Origin of the sequence: Pseudobutyrivibrio sp. 49 (assembly GCF_900100545.1) — a bacterium.
GTDB lineage: Bacteria > Bacillota > Clostridia > Lachnospirales > Lachnospiraceae > Pseudobutyrivibrio.
This window is the reverse complement of the sequence record NZ_FNDP01000014.1, coordinates 57690-78015: the sequence shown is the minus strand read 5'-3', so window position 1 is coordinate 78015 and position 20326 is coordinate 57690. Positions and strand designations below refer to the sequence as shown.

Annotated in this window: 18 protein-coding genes, 6 tRNA genes and 1 pseudogene; 1 reads left to right on the top strand and 24 read right to left on the bottom strand. The window is 39.0% G+C overall.

Annotated features, from left to right (window positions below):
• The 4 genes and pseudogenes from BLP54_RS16400 to BLP54_RS11655 form a co-directional block, all read right to left on the bottom strand.
• Positions 1-231, bottom strand: a pseudogene (locus BLP54_RS16400) (IS5/IS1182 family transposase); the annotation flags it as partial.
• Between the two features lie 391 nt (positions 232-622).
• The gene (locus BLP54_RS11665) at positions 623-1255 is read right to left on the bottom strand and encodes a GyrI-like domain-containing protein (protein ID WP_090169850.1); all 633 of its coding nucleotides are present in this window, start codon (positions 1253-1255) and stop codon (positions 623-625) included.
• Between the two features lie 12 nt (positions 1256-1267).
• The gene (locus BLP54_RS11660; RefSeq protein ID WP_090169848.1) at positions 1268-2305 is read right to left on the bottom strand and encodes a virulence RhuM family protein; all 1038 of its coding nucleotides are present in this window, start codon (positions 2303-2305) and stop codon (positions 1268-1270) included.
• A gap of 516 nt (positions 2306-2821) precedes the next feature.
• Positions 2822-5488, bottom strand: a complete 2667-nt coding sequence (locus BLP54_RS11655) for an HD domain-containing protein (protein ID WP_090169845.1) — start codon at positions 5486-5488, stop codon at positions 2822-2824.
• Between the two features lie 208 nt (positions 5489-5696).
• On the opposite strand from BLP54_RS11655, the gene BLP54_RS11650 reads away from it, so the two are divergent.
• Positions 5697-6404, top strand: a complete 708-nt coding sequence (locus BLP54_RS11650) for a CPBP family intramembrane glutamic endopeptidase (RefSeq protein ID WP_176754546.1) — start codon at positions 5697-5699, stop codon at positions 6402-6404.
• 112 nt (positions 6405-6516) lie between these two features.
• On the opposite strand, the gene BLP54_RS11645 is transcribed toward BLP54_RS11650, so the two are convergent.
• The 20 genes from BLP54_RS11645 to def all read right to left on the bottom strand — a co-directional run bounded on the left by BLP54_RS11645 (position 6517) and on the right by def (position 20319).
• Positions 6517-7380, bottom strand: a complete 864-nt coding sequence (locus BLP54_RS11645) for a BRO family protein (protein WP_090169841.1) — start codon at positions 7378-7380, stop codon at positions 6517-6519.
• A gap of 181 nt (positions 7381-7561) precedes the next feature.
• Positions 7562-7634, bottom strand: a tRNA-Lys gene (locus BLP54_RS11640).
• Positions 7635-7687: 53 nt separating this feature from the next.
• A tRNA-Gln gene (locus BLP54_RS11635) sits at positions 7688-7759 on the bottom strand.
• Positions 7760-7786: 27 nt separating this feature from the next.
• A tRNA-His gene (locus BLP54_RS11630) sits at positions 7787-7860 on the bottom strand.
• A 26-nt stretch (positions 7861-7886) separates the two neighbouring features.
• A tRNA-Arg gene (locus tag BLP54_RS11625) sits at positions 7887-7960 on the bottom strand.
• Positions 7961-7986: 26 nt separating this feature from the next.
• Positions 7987-8057, bottom strand: a tRNA-Gly gene (locus BLP54_RS11620).
• A gap of 19 nt (positions 8058-8076) precedes the next feature.
• A tRNA-Pro gene (locus BLP54_RS11615) sits at positions 8077-8151 on the bottom strand.
• 265 nt (positions 8152-8416) lie between these two features.
• The gene (locus tag BLP54_RS11610) at positions 8417-8773 is read right to left on the bottom strand and encodes an ArsR/SmtB family transcription factor (protein WP_028248495.1); all 357 of its coding nucleotides are present in this window, start codon (positions 8771-8773) and stop codon (positions 8417-8419) included.
• A gap of 44 nt (positions 8774-8817) precedes the next feature.
• Positions 8818-10683 carry a heavy metal translocating P-type ATPase gene (locus tag BLP54_RS11605; protein WP_090169838.1) on the bottom strand — a complete coding sequence of 622 codons (1866 nt, stop codon included), beginning with the start codon at positions 10681-10683 and terminating at the stop codon, positions 8818-8820.
• Positions 10684-10698: 15 nt separating this feature from the next.
• Complete coding sequence (locus tag BLP54_RS11600; protein WP_090169835.1) at positions 10699-10917, bottom strand: cation transporter; 219 nt, start codon at positions 10915-10917, stop codon at positions 10699-10701.
• Positions 10918-11018: 101 nt separating this feature from the next.
• Positions 11019-11750 carry a GDSL-type esterase/lipase family protein gene (locus BLP54_RS11595; protein WP_090169833.1) on the bottom strand — a complete coding sequence of 244 codons (732 nt, stop codon included), beginning with the start codon at positions 11748-11750 and terminating at the stop codon, positions 11019-11021.
• 20 nt (positions 11751-11770) lie between these two features.
• Positions 11771-12433, bottom strand: coding sequence for a thiamine diphosphokinase (locus BLP54_RS11590; protein WP_176754545.1), 663 nt, complete (start codon positions 12431-12433; stop codon positions 11771-11773).
• The gene (gene rpe / locus BLP54_RS11585; protein WP_090169829.1) at positions 12430-13083 is read right to left on the bottom strand and encodes a ribulose-phosphate 3-epimerase; all 654 of its coding nucleotides are present in this window, start codon (positions 13081-13083) and stop codon (positions 12430-12432) included. The genes BLP54_RS11590 and rpe overlap by 4 nt, the downstream gene beginning before the upstream one ends.
• 9 nt (positions 13084-13092) lie before the next feature.
• Positions 13093-13977, bottom strand: coding sequence for a ribosome small subunit-dependent GTPase A (gene rsgA / locus BLP54_RS11580; protein WP_090169827.1), 885 nt, complete (start codon positions 13975-13977; stop codon positions 13093-13095).
• A gap of 3 nt (positions 13978-13980) precedes the next feature.
• Complete coding sequence (gene pknB / locus BLP54_RS11575) at positions 13981-15846, bottom strand: Stk1 family PASTA domain-containing Ser/Thr kinase (RefSeq protein ID WP_090169825.1); 1866 nt, start codon at positions 15844-15846, stop codon at positions 13981-13983.
• Positions 15847-15868: 22 nt separating this feature from the next.
• Positions 15869-16588 carry a Stp1/IreP family PP2C-type Ser/Thr phosphatase gene (locus BLP54_RS11570; protein ID WP_090169822.1) on the bottom strand — a complete coding sequence of 240 codons (720 nt, stop codon included), beginning with the start codon at positions 16586-16588 and terminating at the stop codon, positions 15869-15871.
• Positions 16588-17652, bottom strand: coding sequence for a dual-specificity RNA methyltransferase RlmN (gene rlmN, locus BLP54_RS11565; RefSeq protein WP_090169819.1), 1065 nt, complete (start codon positions 17650-17652; stop codon positions 16588-16590). The genes BLP54_RS11570 and rlmN overlap by 1 nt, the downstream gene beginning before the upstream one ends.
• Positions 17631-18902: a 16S rRNA (cytosine(967)-C(5))-methyltransferase RsmB gene (rsmB, locus tag BLP54_RS11560; protein ID WP_090169817.1), complete on the bottom strand. Its 1272-nt coding sequence runs from the start codon at positions 18900-18902 to the stop codon at positions 17631-17633. The genes rlmN and rsmB overlap by 22 nt, the downstream gene beginning before the upstream one ends.
• Positions 18889-19824 carry a methionyl-tRNA formyltransferase gene (fmt, locus tag BLP54_RS11555; RefSeq protein ID WP_090169815.1) on the bottom strand — a complete coding sequence of 312 codons (936 nt, stop codon included), beginning with the start codon at positions 19822-19824 and terminating at the stop codon, positions 18889-18891. The genes rsmB and fmt overlap by 14 nt, the downstream gene beginning before the upstream one ends.
• Complete coding sequence (def, locus tag BLP54_RS11550; RefSeq protein ID WP_072918298.1) at positions 19825-20319, bottom strand: peptide deformylase; 495 nt, start codon at positions 20317-20319, stop codon at positions 19825-19827.
• Positions 20320-20326 lie beyond the last annotated feature (7 nt).

Here is a 20326-nt window from a genome sequence, read left to right as displayed (position 1 = left end):
CATTGCTGCATAGATGACAATCTTAAGCATCTGACGTGGTGTAGCCTGATTCTTTCTGATTCTGTTATAAGTCTCATAAAGATCAGAAAGATTCATTTCCTCCACAAATGCACTTACCAGGCGTACCGGATCATCGGATGGAATGGATATTTCTATGTCTAGCGGAAGTTTGATTTGATGATACAAGGAAGATACAGTATAATCTCCTTGTAAGATTTTGTTTAGTAGCATAAACTAATTTTACAGCAAAAATCGGGCTTTTCGAAGCCCGATTTTTGTGTTAAACACAGTATTTTCGCATACAAAAAGGGGCCTCGCACTAGTTTCTTAGTGCGACAGCCCCTTCATTTCAGTCGTCAATAGCTTTAATTTAGTCATTTTGTTATCAAATGACTAAATTAAAATATTTAATGACTATATTGAACTCGAGAGAAATATAAAAAAGCAGTAATAAGATTCGAGATATTAAAAAAAGACCTTGAAGCAAAAGCTTCAAGGTCTTCATTGCTGAGGCTGAGGAGGCTCGAACAGATTCCGGCCTCAAAAAATATTGAAAGAAAGGCTTTTGTTACCTCTGCTCTTTCAAGTTAAACCTCTGGTTAAACCAAACAATTAATATACTTTATGCCCTCTTTATAGGATGTCTTACTACAGTTTTTAGCTTCTCAGGCGCAACTTTACGAGCATCATTCAAATATATCTCATGATGAAGTCTCAAATCTGTAATATCAAGGATATATCCCTGCTCTTCCATATATTTATGCATCAGCTCAACTGTAGTAGGCTCATCGTCATATGAACCGATGTGCATACACTGAACACAAAGTCCTTCTTCATATGTCAAAAATTCCACTATAGAGAAATCCATTTTCTTCTTGGCTGTAGCTTCCTGTATAGCCCAGTCAAAATCTTCTTTTGTAACAAAATCCGGAAGTCTGATTACTGAAATAAACTTAAACTCTTCCTTACGAGCATAATCTATACCTTCTTGATTTTCCTGCCACCAAAAACCTTCTAGCGGAGGAACCACATAATCAAAATATCCTTCTATTTGGTGGCTACCTTTCTTGCTCATTTTGATGGTATATGCAATGCCATATAGTAGCTCTATAGACTTCTTATATTCACTGCCTTCTTCATTAGGATTCCCCTGCCCACGAACAGCTATATAATTCATAACAGGAATATCTACTATAGCTGGCTTATTCTTAGGCATGTAAAATTCTTTGTGTTCTTTCTTGTAGTCAAACGCCATTATATCCCCCATTTACTCTTTTATTGATTCTTCTAATTCTAGGAATCTATCAAAATCACTTTGGAATAATCGATCCTGGATAATACGATACTTTTCGTACTCTGTTTCTGCGTGTAGTTTTGCCTCTTCTGCACTAATCTTACCAGGCCCAGTAAGAAGTTCTTCACCATTAAATTCAAGGAACCCATCCAGTCTCTTTGCCCAATCTTCCATACTCATAGGAATATGTCTTTTAGCTTGTAGCTCCGCATAATCTAAATACAACGATACGATTCGCTCTAAATATTCCATCTCCTCTGTTGAAAGATAATTTTTAGCAACCGAAACATCTGCTTTAAGTATCTTTCCATCCGGAGCATTTTCCCATGTAGTAAGTCCCATGTGTTCTTTATTTGCATCAGCTCTTTCAACAATCAATTCTGCAGCTGTATGTCTATGAACTGCATAATGCATTTTATTCTGAACCGTCTTGAAAAATAATTGAGTCGTCTTAGCATCTTTATCGTAATCAAATGCTGTTGCATATATATCAGTAACCTTCTGATAAAATTTTCTTTCAGAAAGTCTAATCTCTCTAATTTGCTGGAGTTGTCTCTCAAAGAATTCATCCGTAAATTTGTGACCCTTTTTGAGTCTCTCTGCATCCATAGTCCAGCCTTGGATAGTATAATCTTTTACTATCTGACCAGCCCATTTACGGAACCTAACCGCACGGTCATTATCGATTTTAAAACCAACTGCAATTATCATTTGAAGGTTGTAATGTAATAAATTTCTAGCTACATCTCTACTTCCCTCTCTTTGAACTATCCGGATTTTCCGGATAGTTGCCGCCTCTGATAATTCTCCATCGCTATAAATTTTTTCTATATGATCATTTATAGTTCTAACATCAACATCATAAAGTGCAGCCATCATCTTTTGAGTTAACCAGATATTCTCATCCTCGTATCTCATTTCAAAACTCTCTGGCGAATCACCTGTAGACGCAATATATGTTAAATATTCAGCGGCTGACGATGTTACAGCAACAACATTTTTCTTTCCCATTTTCTTTACTCCTACAAAATTATAAACTTATAATATAGAAAATATGTTCGATAGTCAATACGTGATCTTTTTTGTCTTCCACTTATTAGTTGGTGACAAATTGTCACCAACTAATATACAAAAAGACCTTGAAGCAATTGCTTCAAGGTCTTTCATTTGCTGAGGCTGAGGAGGCTCGAATAGATTTCGGCCTCAAAAAATATTGAAAGAAAGGGCTTTGTTGCCTCTGCACTTTCTAGTTAAACCTCAGGTTAAACCCACACATATCTACATATTTATAATGTCACTTAACAAGCATATCTATTACCTTAATAATAGTTAATCCATAATCAATAAGAAATTTCTTTTGCAAATCCGAGTATGAATTTCTCTCCGCAATTGAATTTTCAGCGCTATGCCTAAAACAATGAATTTGTTTTCTGAATTGTTTTATATCATCTGAACTAATATAACCAAAACATATTGAACTGTAATCTAAATCAAGAAATTTTCCATTATCTTTTTTAAGATAGTTTTCTATAAGATTATTTTTTCCTTAAATTTTTCCACTACATCTGACATTGGAGAATCAGTATTTTCCTTAGCAGTATTTTTTTGTTCAAGCAAATCATCATAAATCATAGCGATAACATTGCTTCCAATCTTTTTCCTTGATTCGTCATCAAATCTTGAGCGGGCTACATTTAAAGTATATTCTCTGGACTTTACGTTGACCTCCAAATAGTCAAATTCTGTACCCTGTAATAGATATGGGAATATCGGTCTTTCTTCTCTTACCAGTATGCCATTCATATATATTCTTACAGCCGGAACTCTCCTTAAGACATCAACATTTTTTTCGGCGATCCAATACCCATCCTCGCCGATATGCCAGACTTCATTTCCAAGGTTAACTGGCTCAAAAGGATAATCTTTTGCCGAATCATATTCAGCCTTATTCTCTACCTCCGAATTATCGACTACATATGTTACCATATCAAAAAATTTGCCTCTTGGTATTTCTAAGTCTTTTCTCTTTAAAATAGAAAAATAGGTAAAATCAAAATATGAATTATCTATTTTTGTAGTACCATTTACCCTGAATTTTTTGCCTGCAAAACTATCCTTTACTTTCAGGTAAAAATCCAAAGCACCTGCATCTACTATGATTGGATAAGTAACAAGCTCAAAGCCATCATTCTCGAATAAAAGTTTGAGAAGTTCTTCCTCTAAAACGTCAGATTCTATTTTTTTTACTTTCAAATATGTTTTTAATAATTTAATTGTATCTGCCAGAAATATCTGCTTATTGTTATGCAGATATTTAATAAGCTCCTTGATATCGTAAGAAGTCACATTTGGGTCATCAGACTCATATTCAAGCTCAAATTCCATAGCGCCGGTCACTATGTCAGATAATAAAGCATAACTGGCATCCTCAAACTCAAATAACTCTTCATCATTGTCACAGAAGATTATATTTGTAAAACCTTTATGATCATTTAAATCTTGGATTGAACTTATACATAATGGCTCTCCAGAGATTGAATATTTCACATCAAAACTGTCATTTGAAATTTCAAGGAGATCTTTATGAAGATTTACAGGTCTGCCAATTTTTGTTAATTCGCCATCACTAGGTTTAACATAAAGATTGAAATTGTCCGTTATTACTAATTTACGAATATATTTGATTAAATCATCTTCATCGGCAAATACTTCAGGAAATACCTTTCCGTACTCCAGTGTGACCCAGGTTCCATGATCTGAAATACCCGTATCATCGTTAGTATCTGTTTTTTCTATTGTGAAATCACAGTCTTTATCAAACTCATAAACCAAATCAGGTCCCTTTGGTGCTTTAGTCTCCAATTTGACAACATCAGACAACATAAAGCAGGACATAAATCCTATACCGAAATGCCCAATAGGATTATATTTTCCTTTTTTTGATTTGAAGTCATCAGAAGAATAGTATGACTCTCCTATTTTAAAGAAGTAGGACTTCAATATATCCTTTGTCATACCAATTCCATTATCCTTAATTCGCAGCTCGTCTTTTTCGCGATCCATTTCGACTATAATCATAGGATTATAAGATGACATTGGATCACTACTAAGTTTTTCATTCATGACCATTACTGCATCAATGGCATTCTGTAACAATTCTCGTAAGCCATCCTTTTTGCTGCTATAAATATGCTCTCCCATAAGCAGGTTAAGCACCTTATTGTAATCCAGCTGGAATTCCAGTTTAGAACTCTTATATCCATTTGCAGTAACATCGTTTTGAAGCTTTTGAATTTCAAAGGCATATTTATCCTGATACTTCTTGGAAATTTTTGAAATTCTCTCTGCTTCCTTTTCCAGCCAGCGAATATGCTTTAATGTATTTCTAAAAACGCAGGTATCATCGGTATTACCCTCAAACTTAATAATGTACTCACCTCTAGCAATACGTATAACCTTTTCGTAATTTACAACAGGTGTATGCTTATCCCACTCGCTCTTGCTAAACCCAGTAATTTCCAGAGTCTTAGCCATGTATTCAGGCGCACGTCTGCCATCGAAGTCCAAATTATCCCCTAATTTAAGCAGCAGGGCAATCTGCTGAGGATTGTAACTGCCACTTCTGAAGGAATGCTCCAGCTCAATATTATTAAGCATCCAGTCTATTTCTTCAGTATGGCTTCTGCAAATCTTGGATAAATCCTCCACTACTTTGCTACCTTTAAAATCTGCGAATAAAGTATCAAATGGTCGCTCATTAAATACCTTCTCCACTCTTGCAGCATGATTTTTTCTTACATAATTTTGGAAATCAAGCTCCGCCTGGGCCTGAGTCTTTCCTTCATTATTCATTGCATCAGAAATGAATTGTTTATCTTCATTCCCAAAAGGAATCATTCCCACATCGTGCATCAGACCTGCGCACAGAATCATGGCCAAATGAATATCAGATATTTCATCCATTTTATCCTCAACAAAATCCGTCATATAATCCGCCACTCGAACCACATGACCAATATCATGCATTGTATAATTAGGAAAGTATTGTGTAACCCAGTTCAATCTATTAGAGCAGACAGTATACAACTCTGTTAAAAACTGCTCATATGGACTCTTTTTTTCACTTAAATAAACGAATACTTTATTATTCTTAAACACCTCTAAAGGCTGATCCCCAAAACTTGCTAACATCATTATTCTCCTATGTTTTATTAATGAGTCTTTATACTCGATTATATTTATTTTTACATTTTAAGTTGTAAGAATCAATAAAAAATATTCCCTCATTAAAAGTAATCCATGTCGTATTGCTGAAATCTATTTCTTAAGGCATTTTTCTAATGCGATAAACAAATAAAGATGATAGAATATCATCCGGATTGTTTTAGAAAGGATAATGATTTTGGAAGAAAATAAAATAACCCATGCTACAGAGCACGCTCGAATGATGGAGGAAAAGTTCCATGATGCATCTGTAGATCTTGCTATTCTAATGACTGGTGTCGGTGGCTGGATTATGTTCTATGCCCTCTGGGATTATCTCGGAAGACCATTTCCAAATGCATATATGGTGCAGGTGGTAAATTTCCTCGGAGTTTTCCTATTTGTTTTAGCTTTACGTCATACCAGTTTTACCCTTAAAGATTTAGGTCTTTTAACTGACCAGCCAAAGAAAGTATTTATTCAGACTTTTATCTTATGTACTGTTTCTTTAGGAATTCTTATTTCAATCAAAATAGCAGCTCAATTGTATAACCCAACATTATTCCAGTTGGAAAGTGGTTTTATAGATATAAGCAGATTAGATTCATATCAAATCATTTATGCTTTTACAGCATTTATTCAGGAATTTATAGCACGAAGTGTTTTACAGTCAAATCTAAAGCGCATAGCCGCAACTAAGCACAAAGCAGCTTACTCAATAATCTGCGCTTCTGTTATTTTTGCTGTTCTTCACATCATGTATGGATTCTGGTTCATGGTTGGCGCTGCAGTTCTTGGAGCAGTCTTAGGAGTAGTTTACGAAAAACAAAATACCATCTTTGGTGTTTGGTTCCTTCACTGGTTCCTTGGCGTATCTGCAAATGTATTAGGAATAATTAATCATTAAAAATCCTGAGAGTTTGAATTCTTTCTTGTAGTCAAATGCCATTATATCCCCCTATTCTTTGACATAATCTAAAATCAGTTATTCAAATATTTAGAATAACTGATTATAAGGATTATTCCTCATTATCCACAACGCCATTTATAAAACCAGTGACTACATCATTAAGCTGAGTAGCATTCTTACTAGTAATAATAGGCTTACCAGTTTCTGCTTCTATTTCCTTTCTCGCATTACCTGCAACAGCTCCGCCTCTTCTCGCTATTTTCTGATTTTCTTCTAGTCCTTGAGGATTATTAACTTTAGTAAGTTCTGTAGTTGTTGCCTCTGCAAGCATGTTTAACGCAAGTTCTAGTGTACTCATGTTGTCTCTAAGATTCTCTTTCTTTAATCCCTTGAGATTTTTATACTGCCTTGTATTCATACCTGACCAAGCTCTTGTTACTTCATCAGTAAGAATTGCAAATTCTCTTCCTTGTTCTACTCCATGACTCTTCCATTGATCTGTAAGTTCTTTTCTTGCTCTAATTGTCTGTAACCTTTGATTAATCCAATCAGCATCATATCCCAGTTTAGAATATGTTTCTAAGGCTCTATCAATAGTAAGCTCTGGGTCAATGGTCTCCTCTATTCTCTCTCTACCAACTTGAGCTAACCACATCTTAAAAGGCTCAGCTTTTTTCGATGGAATAGATTGAATAATACGAAGCAACTGTTCTGTATTTGCAACATCAGTTAATCTTTTCTTTCCATCTTGAGCTGTCATTTTCAACTGGTTACAATTTGTAACCAGTTCATTCCCCTCTGACTTAATACGATTTTTTAATACTTTCCAATAATTTCTAGCACCATCAATGTCCGGCTGTTCTGTAAGAACTTTAACTACATCAACAATAGAAAAATACCACTCTTCTTCAGCCTCAACCCATGCAGTTCGAATTGGTTGATTTTCGAATAATTCTAGCTTATCATCTGCCATATTAAATTCTCTCTTTCTCTTTTTCTATTTTTTCTATTTTTTCAATTGTAACTCAGACGTATGTCCATATATAATCCCACACATGTCCCCACACATGATTTTTTCACAACTTTTATATAATCTTACTATAGATACATACAAGAAAAAAGCCTTCAGACATAAGTCTGAAGGCTTCATTTGCTGAGGCTGAGGAGGCTCGAACTCCCGACAACCTGATTAAAAGTCAGGTGCTCTACCAACTGAGCTACAACCCCATATTAAATTGTTTAGCGGATATTTCCTAAAAGAAAAAGGCATAGATCCGAAACTGGGCTAGCTGGATTCGAACCAGCGAATGCCAGAATCAAAATCTGGTGCCTTACCGCTTGGCGATAGCCCAACGTGTATTGAGTTGCTACCGCAACAGGGTGGGTAGAGGGGTTCGAACCCTCGACCTTCGGAACCACAATCCGACGCGCTAACCAGCTGTGCCACACCCACCATACTGATAAATTAAACCGTATAAATGTGCCAGAAGGGATTCGAACCCCCGACCCACGGCTTAGAAGGCCGTTGCTCTATCCAGCTGAGCTACTGACACATATTGATAAATCTTAGAAAGTAAAGAGCGGGTGATGGGAATCGAACCCACGTATTCAGCTTGGAAGGCTGATGTTCTACCATTGAACCACACCCGCATGATTATTTATTTCTAAGTCGGGGTGACAGGATTCGAACCTGCGACCCCCTGGTCCCAAACCAGGTGCTCTAGCCAAACTGAGCCACACCCCGATAAGTGATGTCCGCGTCTCATGCGTATCTCTCTCGCGAACAAAAAGAAGTATATAGGAGAATAGCGTTAATGTCAACAACTTTTTTCAAATTTAATTGTTAGATTTTAACATGAAGTTTCTGAAATTCCGACAACTTCTATAAGCCCGCAGGTTACGCTCTCAATCCTATGATGTTACTACGCTCTGCAGAAGAATGCATCGCTTAAGTAACACATAGAGATTGATAGCTACCTGCTAGCTATATCTCCTATTAAACGTTATGTCTACTCGAGTATATGCGATAGACCCTGCGCGATTATAGTTACCACGTGTTCGTCAGCAAGGCTGTAGTATATCTGCTTGCCTTCGCGGCGGCTTTTTACAAGCTTATTTGTGCGAAGAATCTGGAGCTGATGTGACACTGCAGACTGAGTCATTCCAAGGCTCTCTGATATATCACATACGCAAAGCTCTGCCTCGAATAAAGCAACAAGGATTCTAACTCTTGTGCTATCTCCAAATACCTTAAAAAGCTCAGCCAAATCATATAGAGCATCCTCATCTGGTAGTTCTGTTAATACCTTATCTACTAAATTTTTATGAACACAATGTTCTTCACAACACTCTACATGTTTTCCCATATCTATACTCCATTTCAAATATTATAGTAATACTATAACACAGTTTACTTCACTCTTAATGCTCTAATTGCATTCAATACTGCAATAACCATAACTCCAACATCTGCAAAAATTGCAAACCACATGTTGGCAATACCAAAGGCTCCAAGGATAAGACAGCCTACCTTGATTCCAATTGCAAAATATATATTCTCATAGACTATTCTCATACACTTACGTGCAATACCAATAGCCTTTGCAATCTTCTTTGGGTCGTCATCCATAAGAACAATATCAGCAGCCTCTATAGCCGCATCTGAGCCTAATGCGCCCATTGCAACGCCAATATCTGCTCTAGACAATACTGGAGCATCATTGATTCCATCTCCAACGAAAATCAACTGTTCCTTTGGCTGCTTGAATTCTAACAGCTCTTCCACCTTTGTTACCTTATCAGCTGGAAGAAGCTCTGAATACACCTGATCAAGTCCTAAATCTGCTGCAACAATATCTGCAACCTGCTTACTGTCTCCTGTAAGCATAACAGTCTTTCTCACGCCTGCTTTCTTTAATGCCTTAATAGCATCCTTAGAAGTAGCCTTAAGCTTATCTGAGATAAGAATATATCCCTTATACTGTCCAGCAATAGCAACATGAATAACAGTACCAGGTTCTTTCACATTATTAATAGAAAGACCAACAGCTGTCATAAGCTTTTCATTACCTGCTGCTACATCAACACCGTCCACATTAGCCTTAATTCCAGCTCCTGCAACCTCCTGAACATCTACAACCTTAGATGAATCAATTGGCTTGCCATAAGCCTCTTTAAGGCTCTTTGAAATAGGATGATTTGAAAATACCTCTGCCATAGCTGTCTTCTCTAATAGCTCATTTTCAGAAATATCTGATGGCACAATCTTTGTAACCTGAAATACTCCTTCTGTAAGGGTACCAGTCTTATCCATTACAACGTATTTAGCACGTGATAATAAATCCAGATAATTAGAACCCTTAACAAGAACACCTGCGTGGCTGGCACCACCGATTCCCGCAAAGAAGGTAAGTGGAATACTAATTACAAGTGCACATGGACAGCTTATTACCAGGAAAGTAAGTGCTCTGTAAATCCACTGTGTCCAAAGTGGGTCCATACCAATAATAAGTCTGATTACTGGTGGTAAAACTGCAAGTGCCAAGGCTGAATAACAAACAACTGGCGTGTAGACTCTTGCAAATCTTGAAATGAAATTCTCTGGCTTTGACTTCTTTGATGAAGCATTCTCCACCAAATCCAAAATCTTAGAAGCTGTAGATTCTCCAAACTCTTTTGTAGTACGGATTGTAAGTACACCTGACATGTTAATACAGCCAGATATTACCTCATCTCCAACCTTAGCGCTTCTAGGCACGCTCTCACCTGTGAGAGCAGCAGTGTCGAGGCTGGCTGAGCCATCGATTACAACGCCATCGATAGGTATCTTCTCGCCAGGCTGAACTACTATCTCGCTTCCTATTTCAACTTCATCTGGATCAACCTGAACAAGCTCACCATTCTGCTTTAAATTTGCATAATCAGGTCTGATATCCATAAGGGCTGAAATATTTCTTCGGCTCTTTCCAATGGCATATGATTGAAACAGTTCACCAATCTGATAGAACAACATAACTGCAACACCCTCGGTGTACTCGCCAAGAGCCATAGCACCAACAGTAGCTACTGCCATAAGGAAATTCTCATCAAAGACCTGCTTGTTTTTGATACCCTTAAAGGCCTTCTGCAATATGTCGTAACCTATTACAAAATATGGAACCAAAAACAGCACAAATCTGATGATGCTTCCTTCCTCAAGTGGTAGAAGCAACAGAGCCACCATCAAAACTGCTGCAATTATTATTCTATATAAAACTTTCTTCTGCTTCTTAGTCATGCCATCACCTACTTCTTATAAAAATATTTCGCAGTCGTCCTCAACCTTCTTACAATTCTTAAGAACCTCTGCCATAACTGCCTTTACATCTGCGCCTTCCTCGAACTCTACGCTCATCTTAAGTGCCATAAAGTTTACAGATGCGTCTGCAACCCCTGCTGTATCCTTAGCAGCCTGCTCCATCTTATTTGCACAGTTAGCGCAATCAACTTCAATCTTGTATGTTTTCTTCATCTTATATTTCCTCCTCGTTTGAACATTTGAATGATTGTTCATATGTTGATATAAATATAACCCCATCAACATTATATGTCAATGGGGTTCATTAATTTTTCTTATTTTTCTTCCTTAACTTCTTTCTTTATCTCATCATATACTGTATCTGAAATCAAATCATAACCTTCAGCAGTAAAATGAATTCCGTCAGTATACAGGTATTCCTTTCCCTCTGTTACAGTCTTTAAATCTATCATAGTCACACCAGTCTCTGCTGCCACTTCGGAAATAATATCACCCAGTTCTCCATTAACAATGTTTTCCTGAACCTGGTATTCCGCATGTTCATTACCTTCTATTGGGAAGCAATAAGGACTTCTCATAAGGTATACGACAGGCTTTGATTTAAGATTTTGATATGTTTTAACAATGCTCAACAATCCTTCACGGTAATCTGATGGATTCCAGTTATCAACTTTAGTATCATTTGTACCAAGCATCAGGATAACAATATCAGGATTTGAATCTAACGACTCCTTATACTGCTCAGACTCCACATAAGGCAAATCTCCTGTAGATGCTGCTGTGGCATTTCTAAGACCGTAATTAGATACCAAATAACCAGTTCCCAGCTTTACCTGAAGTTGCGAAGGATAACTGTCTATCTCTCTGGATTTCAATACTCCACTGCCGTAGGTAAGGCTGTCTCCAGCGCAGGTAATACGAACTCTGATATCCTTCCCGCCAAACATACCTGAATTAAAAAGCACAACAAAAAGTAAAACTATCGCAACTAGTAATACAACCATCTTTCTTTGAAATAAGCCTCTCACAAATTTTCTAATGTCCATAATATATAACCCAATGTCATTTAATCCAAAGACTCAATAACAATCAAAGTTCCCTCTTCTATACTGATTTCGCCCTCATCCTCTAACAGCTCATTGCTGACTGTGAGGGTACTAAATCCCTGGATTTCTCCATCTTTTACAGGATATTTAAATCCAGTCATATTAAGACCTTTCACTGGTCCCATATACGGAAATACGGAAATGTACTTTCCGAATTCATAACCCTTTTCAACCACATAAGTCTCACCTGGCTGAATCATCTGAAGGGAATTGTGGGAATCCAGCATTGTAACCACTCTGCCTGCTTTCAAGCCCTTTCCAACAAGACTGATATTGCCAAGAACATGATCAAGCCTCGTTCCAGTAACTCCAAGAAGGAAAATCTCGTCCTCCTCAGTAGTCCTTTCTATGGCCAAATCCAGGGCTGCCTCAGTATCAGTGTCATCCTTTACAGGATTAAGTGTTATCACCTGTACTCCAGCTTTTTCTGCCCTTCTGCTAACATCTGACGATGCAGAATCAAAATCTCCTATCAGAATGTCAGGCTTAAAGCCCATGCGTTCACAAGCCTCATAACCCTTGTCACATGCAATCAAAAATAAGGAGGACTCATCTAAATCCTCAATGAATCCTCCTGTAAACTTTTCATCAATACTACCACCGGCAACTATAACTACAATCACTGCATTTTCTCCAATAATCTCTCTGCGTTGGCTTTAACATCACCGTTAAATACAGCTGAGCCTGCAACTATAATATTGGCACCAGCCTCTAAAACATCCTCGATGGTGTCATCGTTTATACCACCATCTACTTCTATATCAATTTTCAGCTTTCTCTGGCGGGCCATAACAGAAAGTTCTCTTACCTTATCTATTGTATAAGGAATGAGACTTTGTCCACCAAAGCCTGGGTTAACTGTCATGATAAGAACCATATCCACCTTTTCAAGAACATGCATAATCTCTGTAAGTGGAGTGGCTGGATTGATAGCAACACCTGCCATCACTCCTGATTTTTTGATTAAATCTATTGTTGCATCCAAATGCTTACATGCCTCTGCATGAACTGTGATAATATCAGCTCCTGCATCAACAAAATCCTTAATGTAGCGCTCTGGATCCATAATCATAAGATGTACATCAAAAAGTCTGTCGGTATAGTTACGAATAGAGCGAAGAACAGGAAGTCCAAAGCTGATACTTGGAACAAACATACCGTCCATTACGTCAAAATGAACGTACTGGGCGCCTGCCTCATCAATAAGCTCTAATTGCTCCTTAAGTATTCCAAAATCCGCAGATAAAATTGAGGGTGCAAGACATTTTTCCATAGTCTTCTCCTATCGATATTTATTATTTTGTTGCTCAACCATCTCAGAGTAAATCTGTAGATAGTTTTCGTATCTGCTGGCTGCAATCTCTCCTGCCTCCACAGCAGCTTTGACTCCGCAGTCAGGCTCCTTGTGATGAGCACAGCCTGTAAATCTACAATTTCCAGCAGGCTCTATAAACTCAGGGAATAGCGTGTATAAATCCACCGGCTCCACCCTTGGTACAAACAGTGATGAAAATCCTGGGGTATCCATAATGTAGGTATCATCCCCAAGATATAACAACTCTGAATGTCTTGTGGTGTGCTTGCCTCTTCCGATTTTCTCTGAAACCTCTCCAGTCTCCATAACCTGACCTTCGGTAAGGATATTAACAATTGAACTCTTACCAACACCTGAAGGACCTGCAACAGTGGAAGTCTTTCCCTTTAAAATCTCTTTTATGGCATCGATGCCTGCTTCTTCCTTTGCGGAAGTAAAGATTACTTTGTAGCCAGCAGGCTCGTAGGTATCTCGCATCTGCTGTTGAAAACCTTCATCAGCCAAATCGTCCTTGTTGAAACATATGATAATAGGAAGCTCCTGCTCCTCCATCATACATAAAAATCTATCTAAAAGATTGAGATTAGGCTCAGGGCTTTTAGTAGCAAAAATGAGCAATGCCTGATCTACATTCGCCACGGCAGGTCTGATAAGCTCAGACTTTCTTGGCAGAATGCTGATAACATTGCCCGTCATTTCCTCTTCTGAAATAACGTCGATTTCCACGTCGTCCCCTACAAGAGGCTTTATTTTATCTTTTCTGAAGGCGCCCTTGGCCTTGCACTCATATACGCCGGATTCTACCTGAACGTAGTAGAATCCAGCGATACCTTTAATAATCTTTCCTGTCATATATTAGTTTGCTGTTCCCTTAACAGTCTGTGTTGATGTTTCCTTTGCATTAGGGTTTGGCTGCATAGTTCCATCACCTGAAAGATATAAAGGAGTGTATGTAAGTGTCACAGTAAGTGTATCAACCTTTACCTCTGAGATGTTGATAGAACCATTCTTTGGTATTGTACCTGACTTACCAAGCTCAGCAATCTCATATGTACACTCACCGTCATATGGATTTGGAATGCTGTAGCTGTATGTAACCTCTTCCTTGCCCTTGCTGATTACAAGAGTAATGCTTGTATTTGGTGTTACTGTCTCGCCTGCCTCGATAGACTGGCTGATAACAGAACCACTGGCAATTTCATCAGAGAATTCCTGTGTTGTGCTTGTGACAATAATCTGAGAGTTGCTAAGTGTCTGTGTAGCATCTGCCTGTGTCATTCCAACAACGCTTGGAACTGAAACTGTTCCTTCACTTGATGAGCTACTTGAATCTGACTTACCTGAATCTGACTTACCTGAATCTGAAGAACCATCAGAACCCTCAACTGTAAGGCGAAGTGTATCGCTAAGTGAGAACTCCTTGCCCTCTGGAACAGACTGCTCTGTGATGATGCCATCGGCTACATCACTGCCATTGTCCTCGTAAGAAACTACTACATTCTTATCTGTAAGACCAATACCCTCAAGCTGCTGAAGAGCCTCCTCGTACTGAGTACCAACAACGTTAATCATCTTAACCTTCTTTGAACCGAAGTTAAAGAGACCAACAACGTTTCCTACAATAGCTACCACGATAGCAACGATAGCTACTGCTGCAACGATACCTGAGATTGTAAGGATTCGATCCATCTTTGAATCTTCCTCTTCCTCATCATCGTAGTCGTCATCATAATATTCGTCATCGTAGTACTCATCATCATAGTACTCGTCATCGTAATCATCATTAAAGGTAAGAGCCTCTGCTGCACGCTTTGTAAGACTCTCCTCCTGCTCAGGAGTAACCTTGTGCATGACACGTGTCTGACCAAGGTCTGACTCTACGATAGTAACGAAATCCTCGTTAGGACTAACAAGTGCCTTCTTTAAATCCATAAGCATATCTGAAATAGTGGCATAACGTCTGTCTGCCTTCTTCATGGTAGCCTTAAGGATAATCTTCTCAAGTGAAATAGGAAGGTCTGGTGCATATGCGCTAGGCGCCACCATCTCCTCCTGAAGATGCTGAATAGCAATAGCTACAGTGTTGTCTCCATCAAATGGTACACGTCCTGTAACCATCTCATACATAACGATACCAAGTGAATAGATATCGCTCTTGCCATCTACAAAACCATTTCTAGCCTGCTCAGGTGATGAATAGTGAACAGAACCCATAACATCTGCATGGATTGTGTTAGAGCTTGCTGCGCGGGCAATACCAAAGTCTGTAACCTTAACCTTACCCTCTGTAGAAATGATAATATTCTGTGGCTTAATGTCACGGTGAATGATACCCTTCTGATGAGCAGCCTCAATACCACGGCCAACCTGAATAGCGATAGAGATAGCTTCCTTGAAATTAAGCTGTCCCTTCTTCTCGATATAAGTCTTAAGAGTGATACCTTCAACATACTCCATAACGATGAAGTATAAACCATTCTCTGAACCTACATCATATATATTTACGATATTTGGATGCTCAAGACCAGCTGCTGACTGAGCCTCTGTTCTAAACTTTGCAACAAATGTAGCATCCTCGGAAAACTCTGGCTTTAAAATCTTAATAGCTACCTCGCGGCCAAGGATGTGATCCTTTGCGCGATATACATCAGACATTCCGCCTGAACCAACCTTATCTATAATTTCATATCTATCTGCTATAAATACGCCTTGTGTAATCATGTATTCTCCTTCTACTCGATATCTATTCTATAACAATAACCGAAATATTATCCTTACCACCATTACTATTAGCTCGTTTGATTAATTCCTTTGCTCTGGCCTCAAGAGTATCTGAGTTTGTTATGACTGAATATATCTCATTATCCTCAACCATATTTGTAAGACCATCAGAACAGAGCAGAACCTTTTCTCCACCCTTAAGGATTACGTCGAAATAATCTGGATTGATTTTTTCTTCTGCACCGATGGCTCTGGTAATCATATTCTTACGCTTATCAGTGCGAGCATCATCCTCATCCAGCTCTCCTGTACGAACAAGCTCTGCAACCACAGAATGATCCTTAGTGATCTGCAAAAGCTTTGTGGCAGTAGCAACATAAAGACGACTGTCACCCACATTGGCAACATAAAGATGCCCATCAATGAAAGTGCCTAGAACAAGGGTAGTGCCCATTCCAGCTTTGGAAGAATCACTTTTGGACTCGTGATATATTATTTGATTTGCTGATTGAATTGCCTGCTCAAGAATTTTTACAGGCTCTGACTCTTTGGAAGTTGTGACACCATCTACGACAATCTCGACGCATTTGGCAGAGGCATAATCACCTGCTAATTCTCCACCCATACCGTCGGCGACTATATAAAGATTTGGTAAATTGCCAACTCCACTGTCATTGGCATAAACGGTGTCCTGGTTGACTTTTCGTTTCATGCCAACATCAGTTATCTTGTAACTTATCATTAATTATTCCCTTTCAAGGCATCTGAATGCCTCTTTCTAAGTTGTCCACAGGCCCCGTCTATATCGCGACCCATTTCCCTTCTAATAGTAGCATTATTGACATATTTTTCAATCTTTTTTTGGAAGGCGTAAGCTCTGTCCATTGAAGGACTAACGAAATCACGCTCCTTAATAGGGTTAACCGGAATAAGATTTACATGACAATTTAAATGACCAATAAGCTGTCCTAATTCAGCTGCATCTTCATCTCTGTCATTGACTCCCCCCACCAATGAATACTCAAAGGTGATACGGCGTCCGGTCTTATTGAAATAGTATTCACAGGCATCAATAAGCTCATGAATCTCATATTTATTTGCTACTGGCATAAGCTCTGCTCTCTTTTGCTGATTTGGCGCATGAAGAGAAATCGCAAGAGTGATTGTCAAATCCTCCTCTGCCAGCTGCTTGATGCGTGGAACAATACCGCATGTACTAACAGTAATATTTCTCTGTGAAATATTAAGGCCGTTCTCATCTGAAAGCAGACGGACAAACTTAACTATGTTGTCATAGTTGTCCATAGGCTCACCAGTACCCATAACAACAAGGTTGGATACACGCTCTCCAGTGTCTTTCTGGATAGCATAAATCTGTCCAAGCATCTCTGAAGGAGTAAGATTTCTAACCCATCCATCGAGAGTAGATGCACAGAAACGGCAGCCCATCTTACAACCAACCTGGGAGCTGATGCATACAGAATTACCATGCTTGTAGCTCATCCAAACGCTTTCCACCATCTGGCCATCGTAAAGCTCAAACAAGTACTTACGAGTGCCATCGATTTTGGAAACCTGCATATCTATCTTCTTAAGAGGATGATAATTGCAGTTGGCTTGAAGCTTTTCTTTTAAAGACTTTGGGATGTTTTTCATCTCATCATAATCTAAAGCCAAATGCTGATGCATCCATTCATAAAGCTGTTTTGCTCTGAACTTTGGCTCTCCCAGCTCTGTTGTTACATAGTCTGTAAGCTCTGTTAAATTAAGTGACCGAATATCGGTTAATTCTTTTTCATTACACATATAAAAAATCCATCGTGTTCTTTGTCAGGGAAAAGCTGAGTCATCTTTTCGATCGTAAATTCCGAATGTGATGACAGGAAGTTTTCCACCTGATTTTCATTTTCATCTTTATTAATTGTGCAGGTGCTGTAGCAAAGTGTACCGCCATCCTTCACATACTGACAAACTGTATCAAGAATCTGACTCTGAAGCTTTGTAAGCTCAGATAGTGATTCTTCTGTCTGATTGTATTTAATATCTGGCTTCTTTCTGATAATGCCAAGACCGGAACATGGCAAATCCGCAATTACAGTATCGTATTTACGAATTGAATCTTCATCTAAAACTGTGGCATCCCACTGCTGGGCTTTCACATTTGTAGCTCCAGTTCTGTTAATGTTTTCCTGAATCAATGCCACCTTCTGATCTGTAAGATCTCGGGCTAGGACCGAACCATCCGCTACCAGCTCTCCGCAATGAAGTGCCTTTCCTCCAGGCGCAGCACAAACATCAATTACCTGCTGACCTGCTGCAACTCCTGCCATGTAAGGAACCCTCTGCGAGGAATAATCCTGAACATAAAACAGTCCTTCGTTGAACTCAGGTATTGCTGTCAAAGAATCATAATCTGAAATATAGCATGCACTTTCAACTGTATCGCATATACGAACAGTGATTCCCTGTCCCTTAAGCTGCTCTGCCAAATCCTCACGGGAAATCTTATTGAGATTAACTCTGATACAAAGCTCCTCTGGCTCAAGGAAGCCCTTAAGTATTTCTTCTGTCTGCTCCTTGCCATAGTCTGCAATCCATTTATCAACAATCCACTGTGGCATAGAGTACTTTATCCACAATTCCTTGAACTCCATGTGGGATTTCTCTCTGGCGATGTTTCTAAGGATGCCATTAACAAATCCTGAAAGTCCTGCGAAGCCACGCTTTTTGGCAAGCTTAACGTATTCGTTGCAGGTAGCAGAATCTGGAACTGCATCCATGTAATAAATCTCATAAACTCCCAGACGCATTATGGTGCGAATGAGAGGTTTCATCTTTTTTACTTTTGTTTTGGAGAAGCTGTCGATAATGTAATCCAGCTGAAGCTTACGCTCTACTGTTCCATTAACAAGACGATTCAAAAAGGCTCTCTCGTTCTTCTCAAGATACCCATATTTATCTAAAACTGCCTTTAGATAGATATGAGAGAACTGACCATTTTCAAGAATCTCAATGACAGTCTCCATGGCGATTTCTCTTAAATTAATCCCTGCCATTTACAAACCTCTTACCTGCTTCTAAGCTATAGCCTCTAAGGAAATCTCCTGATGCCATACGCTTCTTGCCTTCAAGCTGAAGCTCGTTTATCTCAAGAGCTCCCTCTCCGCAGGCTACGATAAATCCGTTTTTATTTACATCTATGATAGTGCCTGGCTCGCCAGACTTTTCTACTACTGTAGCTTTCCAAAGCTTGAGCTGCTTTCCGTCTACAAATGTAAAGGCTGATGGCCATGGATTAAGACCACGGATAAGACGCTCGATTTCTACTGCTGTCTTTGTCCAGTCGATATTTCCCATATCCTTGGAAATCATACCTACGTGAGTAGCCTGTGATTCATCCTGAGGAAGTGGAGTGATTTCTCCACGGTCTAAAGCTTCGATAGTCTTTACTGCAAGCTTACCACCATCTAATGCAAGCTTGTCAAAAAGGCTTCCGCCTGTTTCGTCTGCAGCCAATTCTATCTCAGACTTGAGAAGCATATCTCCATCATCAAGTCCTGGCCCCATAAGCATTGTAGTGTTTCCAGATACCTTTTCACCGTTGATAACTGCCCACTGAATAGGTGCTGCACCACGGTATTTTGGAAGAAGTGAGCCATGAACATTTACACAACCGAGACGTGGCATATCAAGAATTACCTTTGGTAAAATCTGTCCAAAGGCAGCTACCACGAAAACATCTGCTTCGTATTTACGAAGTTCCTCAACAGACTCCTCTGCTCTGATTTTCACTGGCTGATATACTGGGATATCATGTTCCATAGCAAACTCCTTAACAGGAGTAGGCTGAAGCTTTCCGCTACGTCCCTTTGGCTTATCCGGCTGAGACACAGCAAGAATAACCTCGTGCCCAGCCTCGTATATTGCTTTTAAAGTCTCCACCGCAAAATCCGGTGTACCCATGAAAACAACTTTCATTTACTCTTCATCCTCTTCTACTTCTTCTAATAAATCTTCAACATCGTAAAGCTCGCCCTCTACCTTTTCTGTGTAGATGTGGCCGTCAAGATGATCAATCTCGTGAAGAAGTGCACGAGCCATAAGCTCCTCACCCTCAACAATGATTTCTTCCATATCTTCATTAAGAGCCTTAACCTTTGCGTAATTAGGACGAGTAACAACGCCAGTCTTTCCTGGAACCGAAAGGCAACCCTCGTTACCTGTCTGCTCGCCTGATGTCTCAAGAACTACTGGGTTGATGAGAGTAACAGGACCCTCACCGATATCGATAACACAGATACGACGAAGTACGCCTACCTGAGGTGCTGCAAGACCAACACCGTCTGCATCATACATTGTGTCGTACATATCCTCGATTAATGTCTTAAGCTTTGGAGTAAGCTCCTTTACAGGCTTACATGTTTTTAAAAGGACATCATCCTTACCATATTCTCTAATGTCTAAAACTGCCATTTTATAC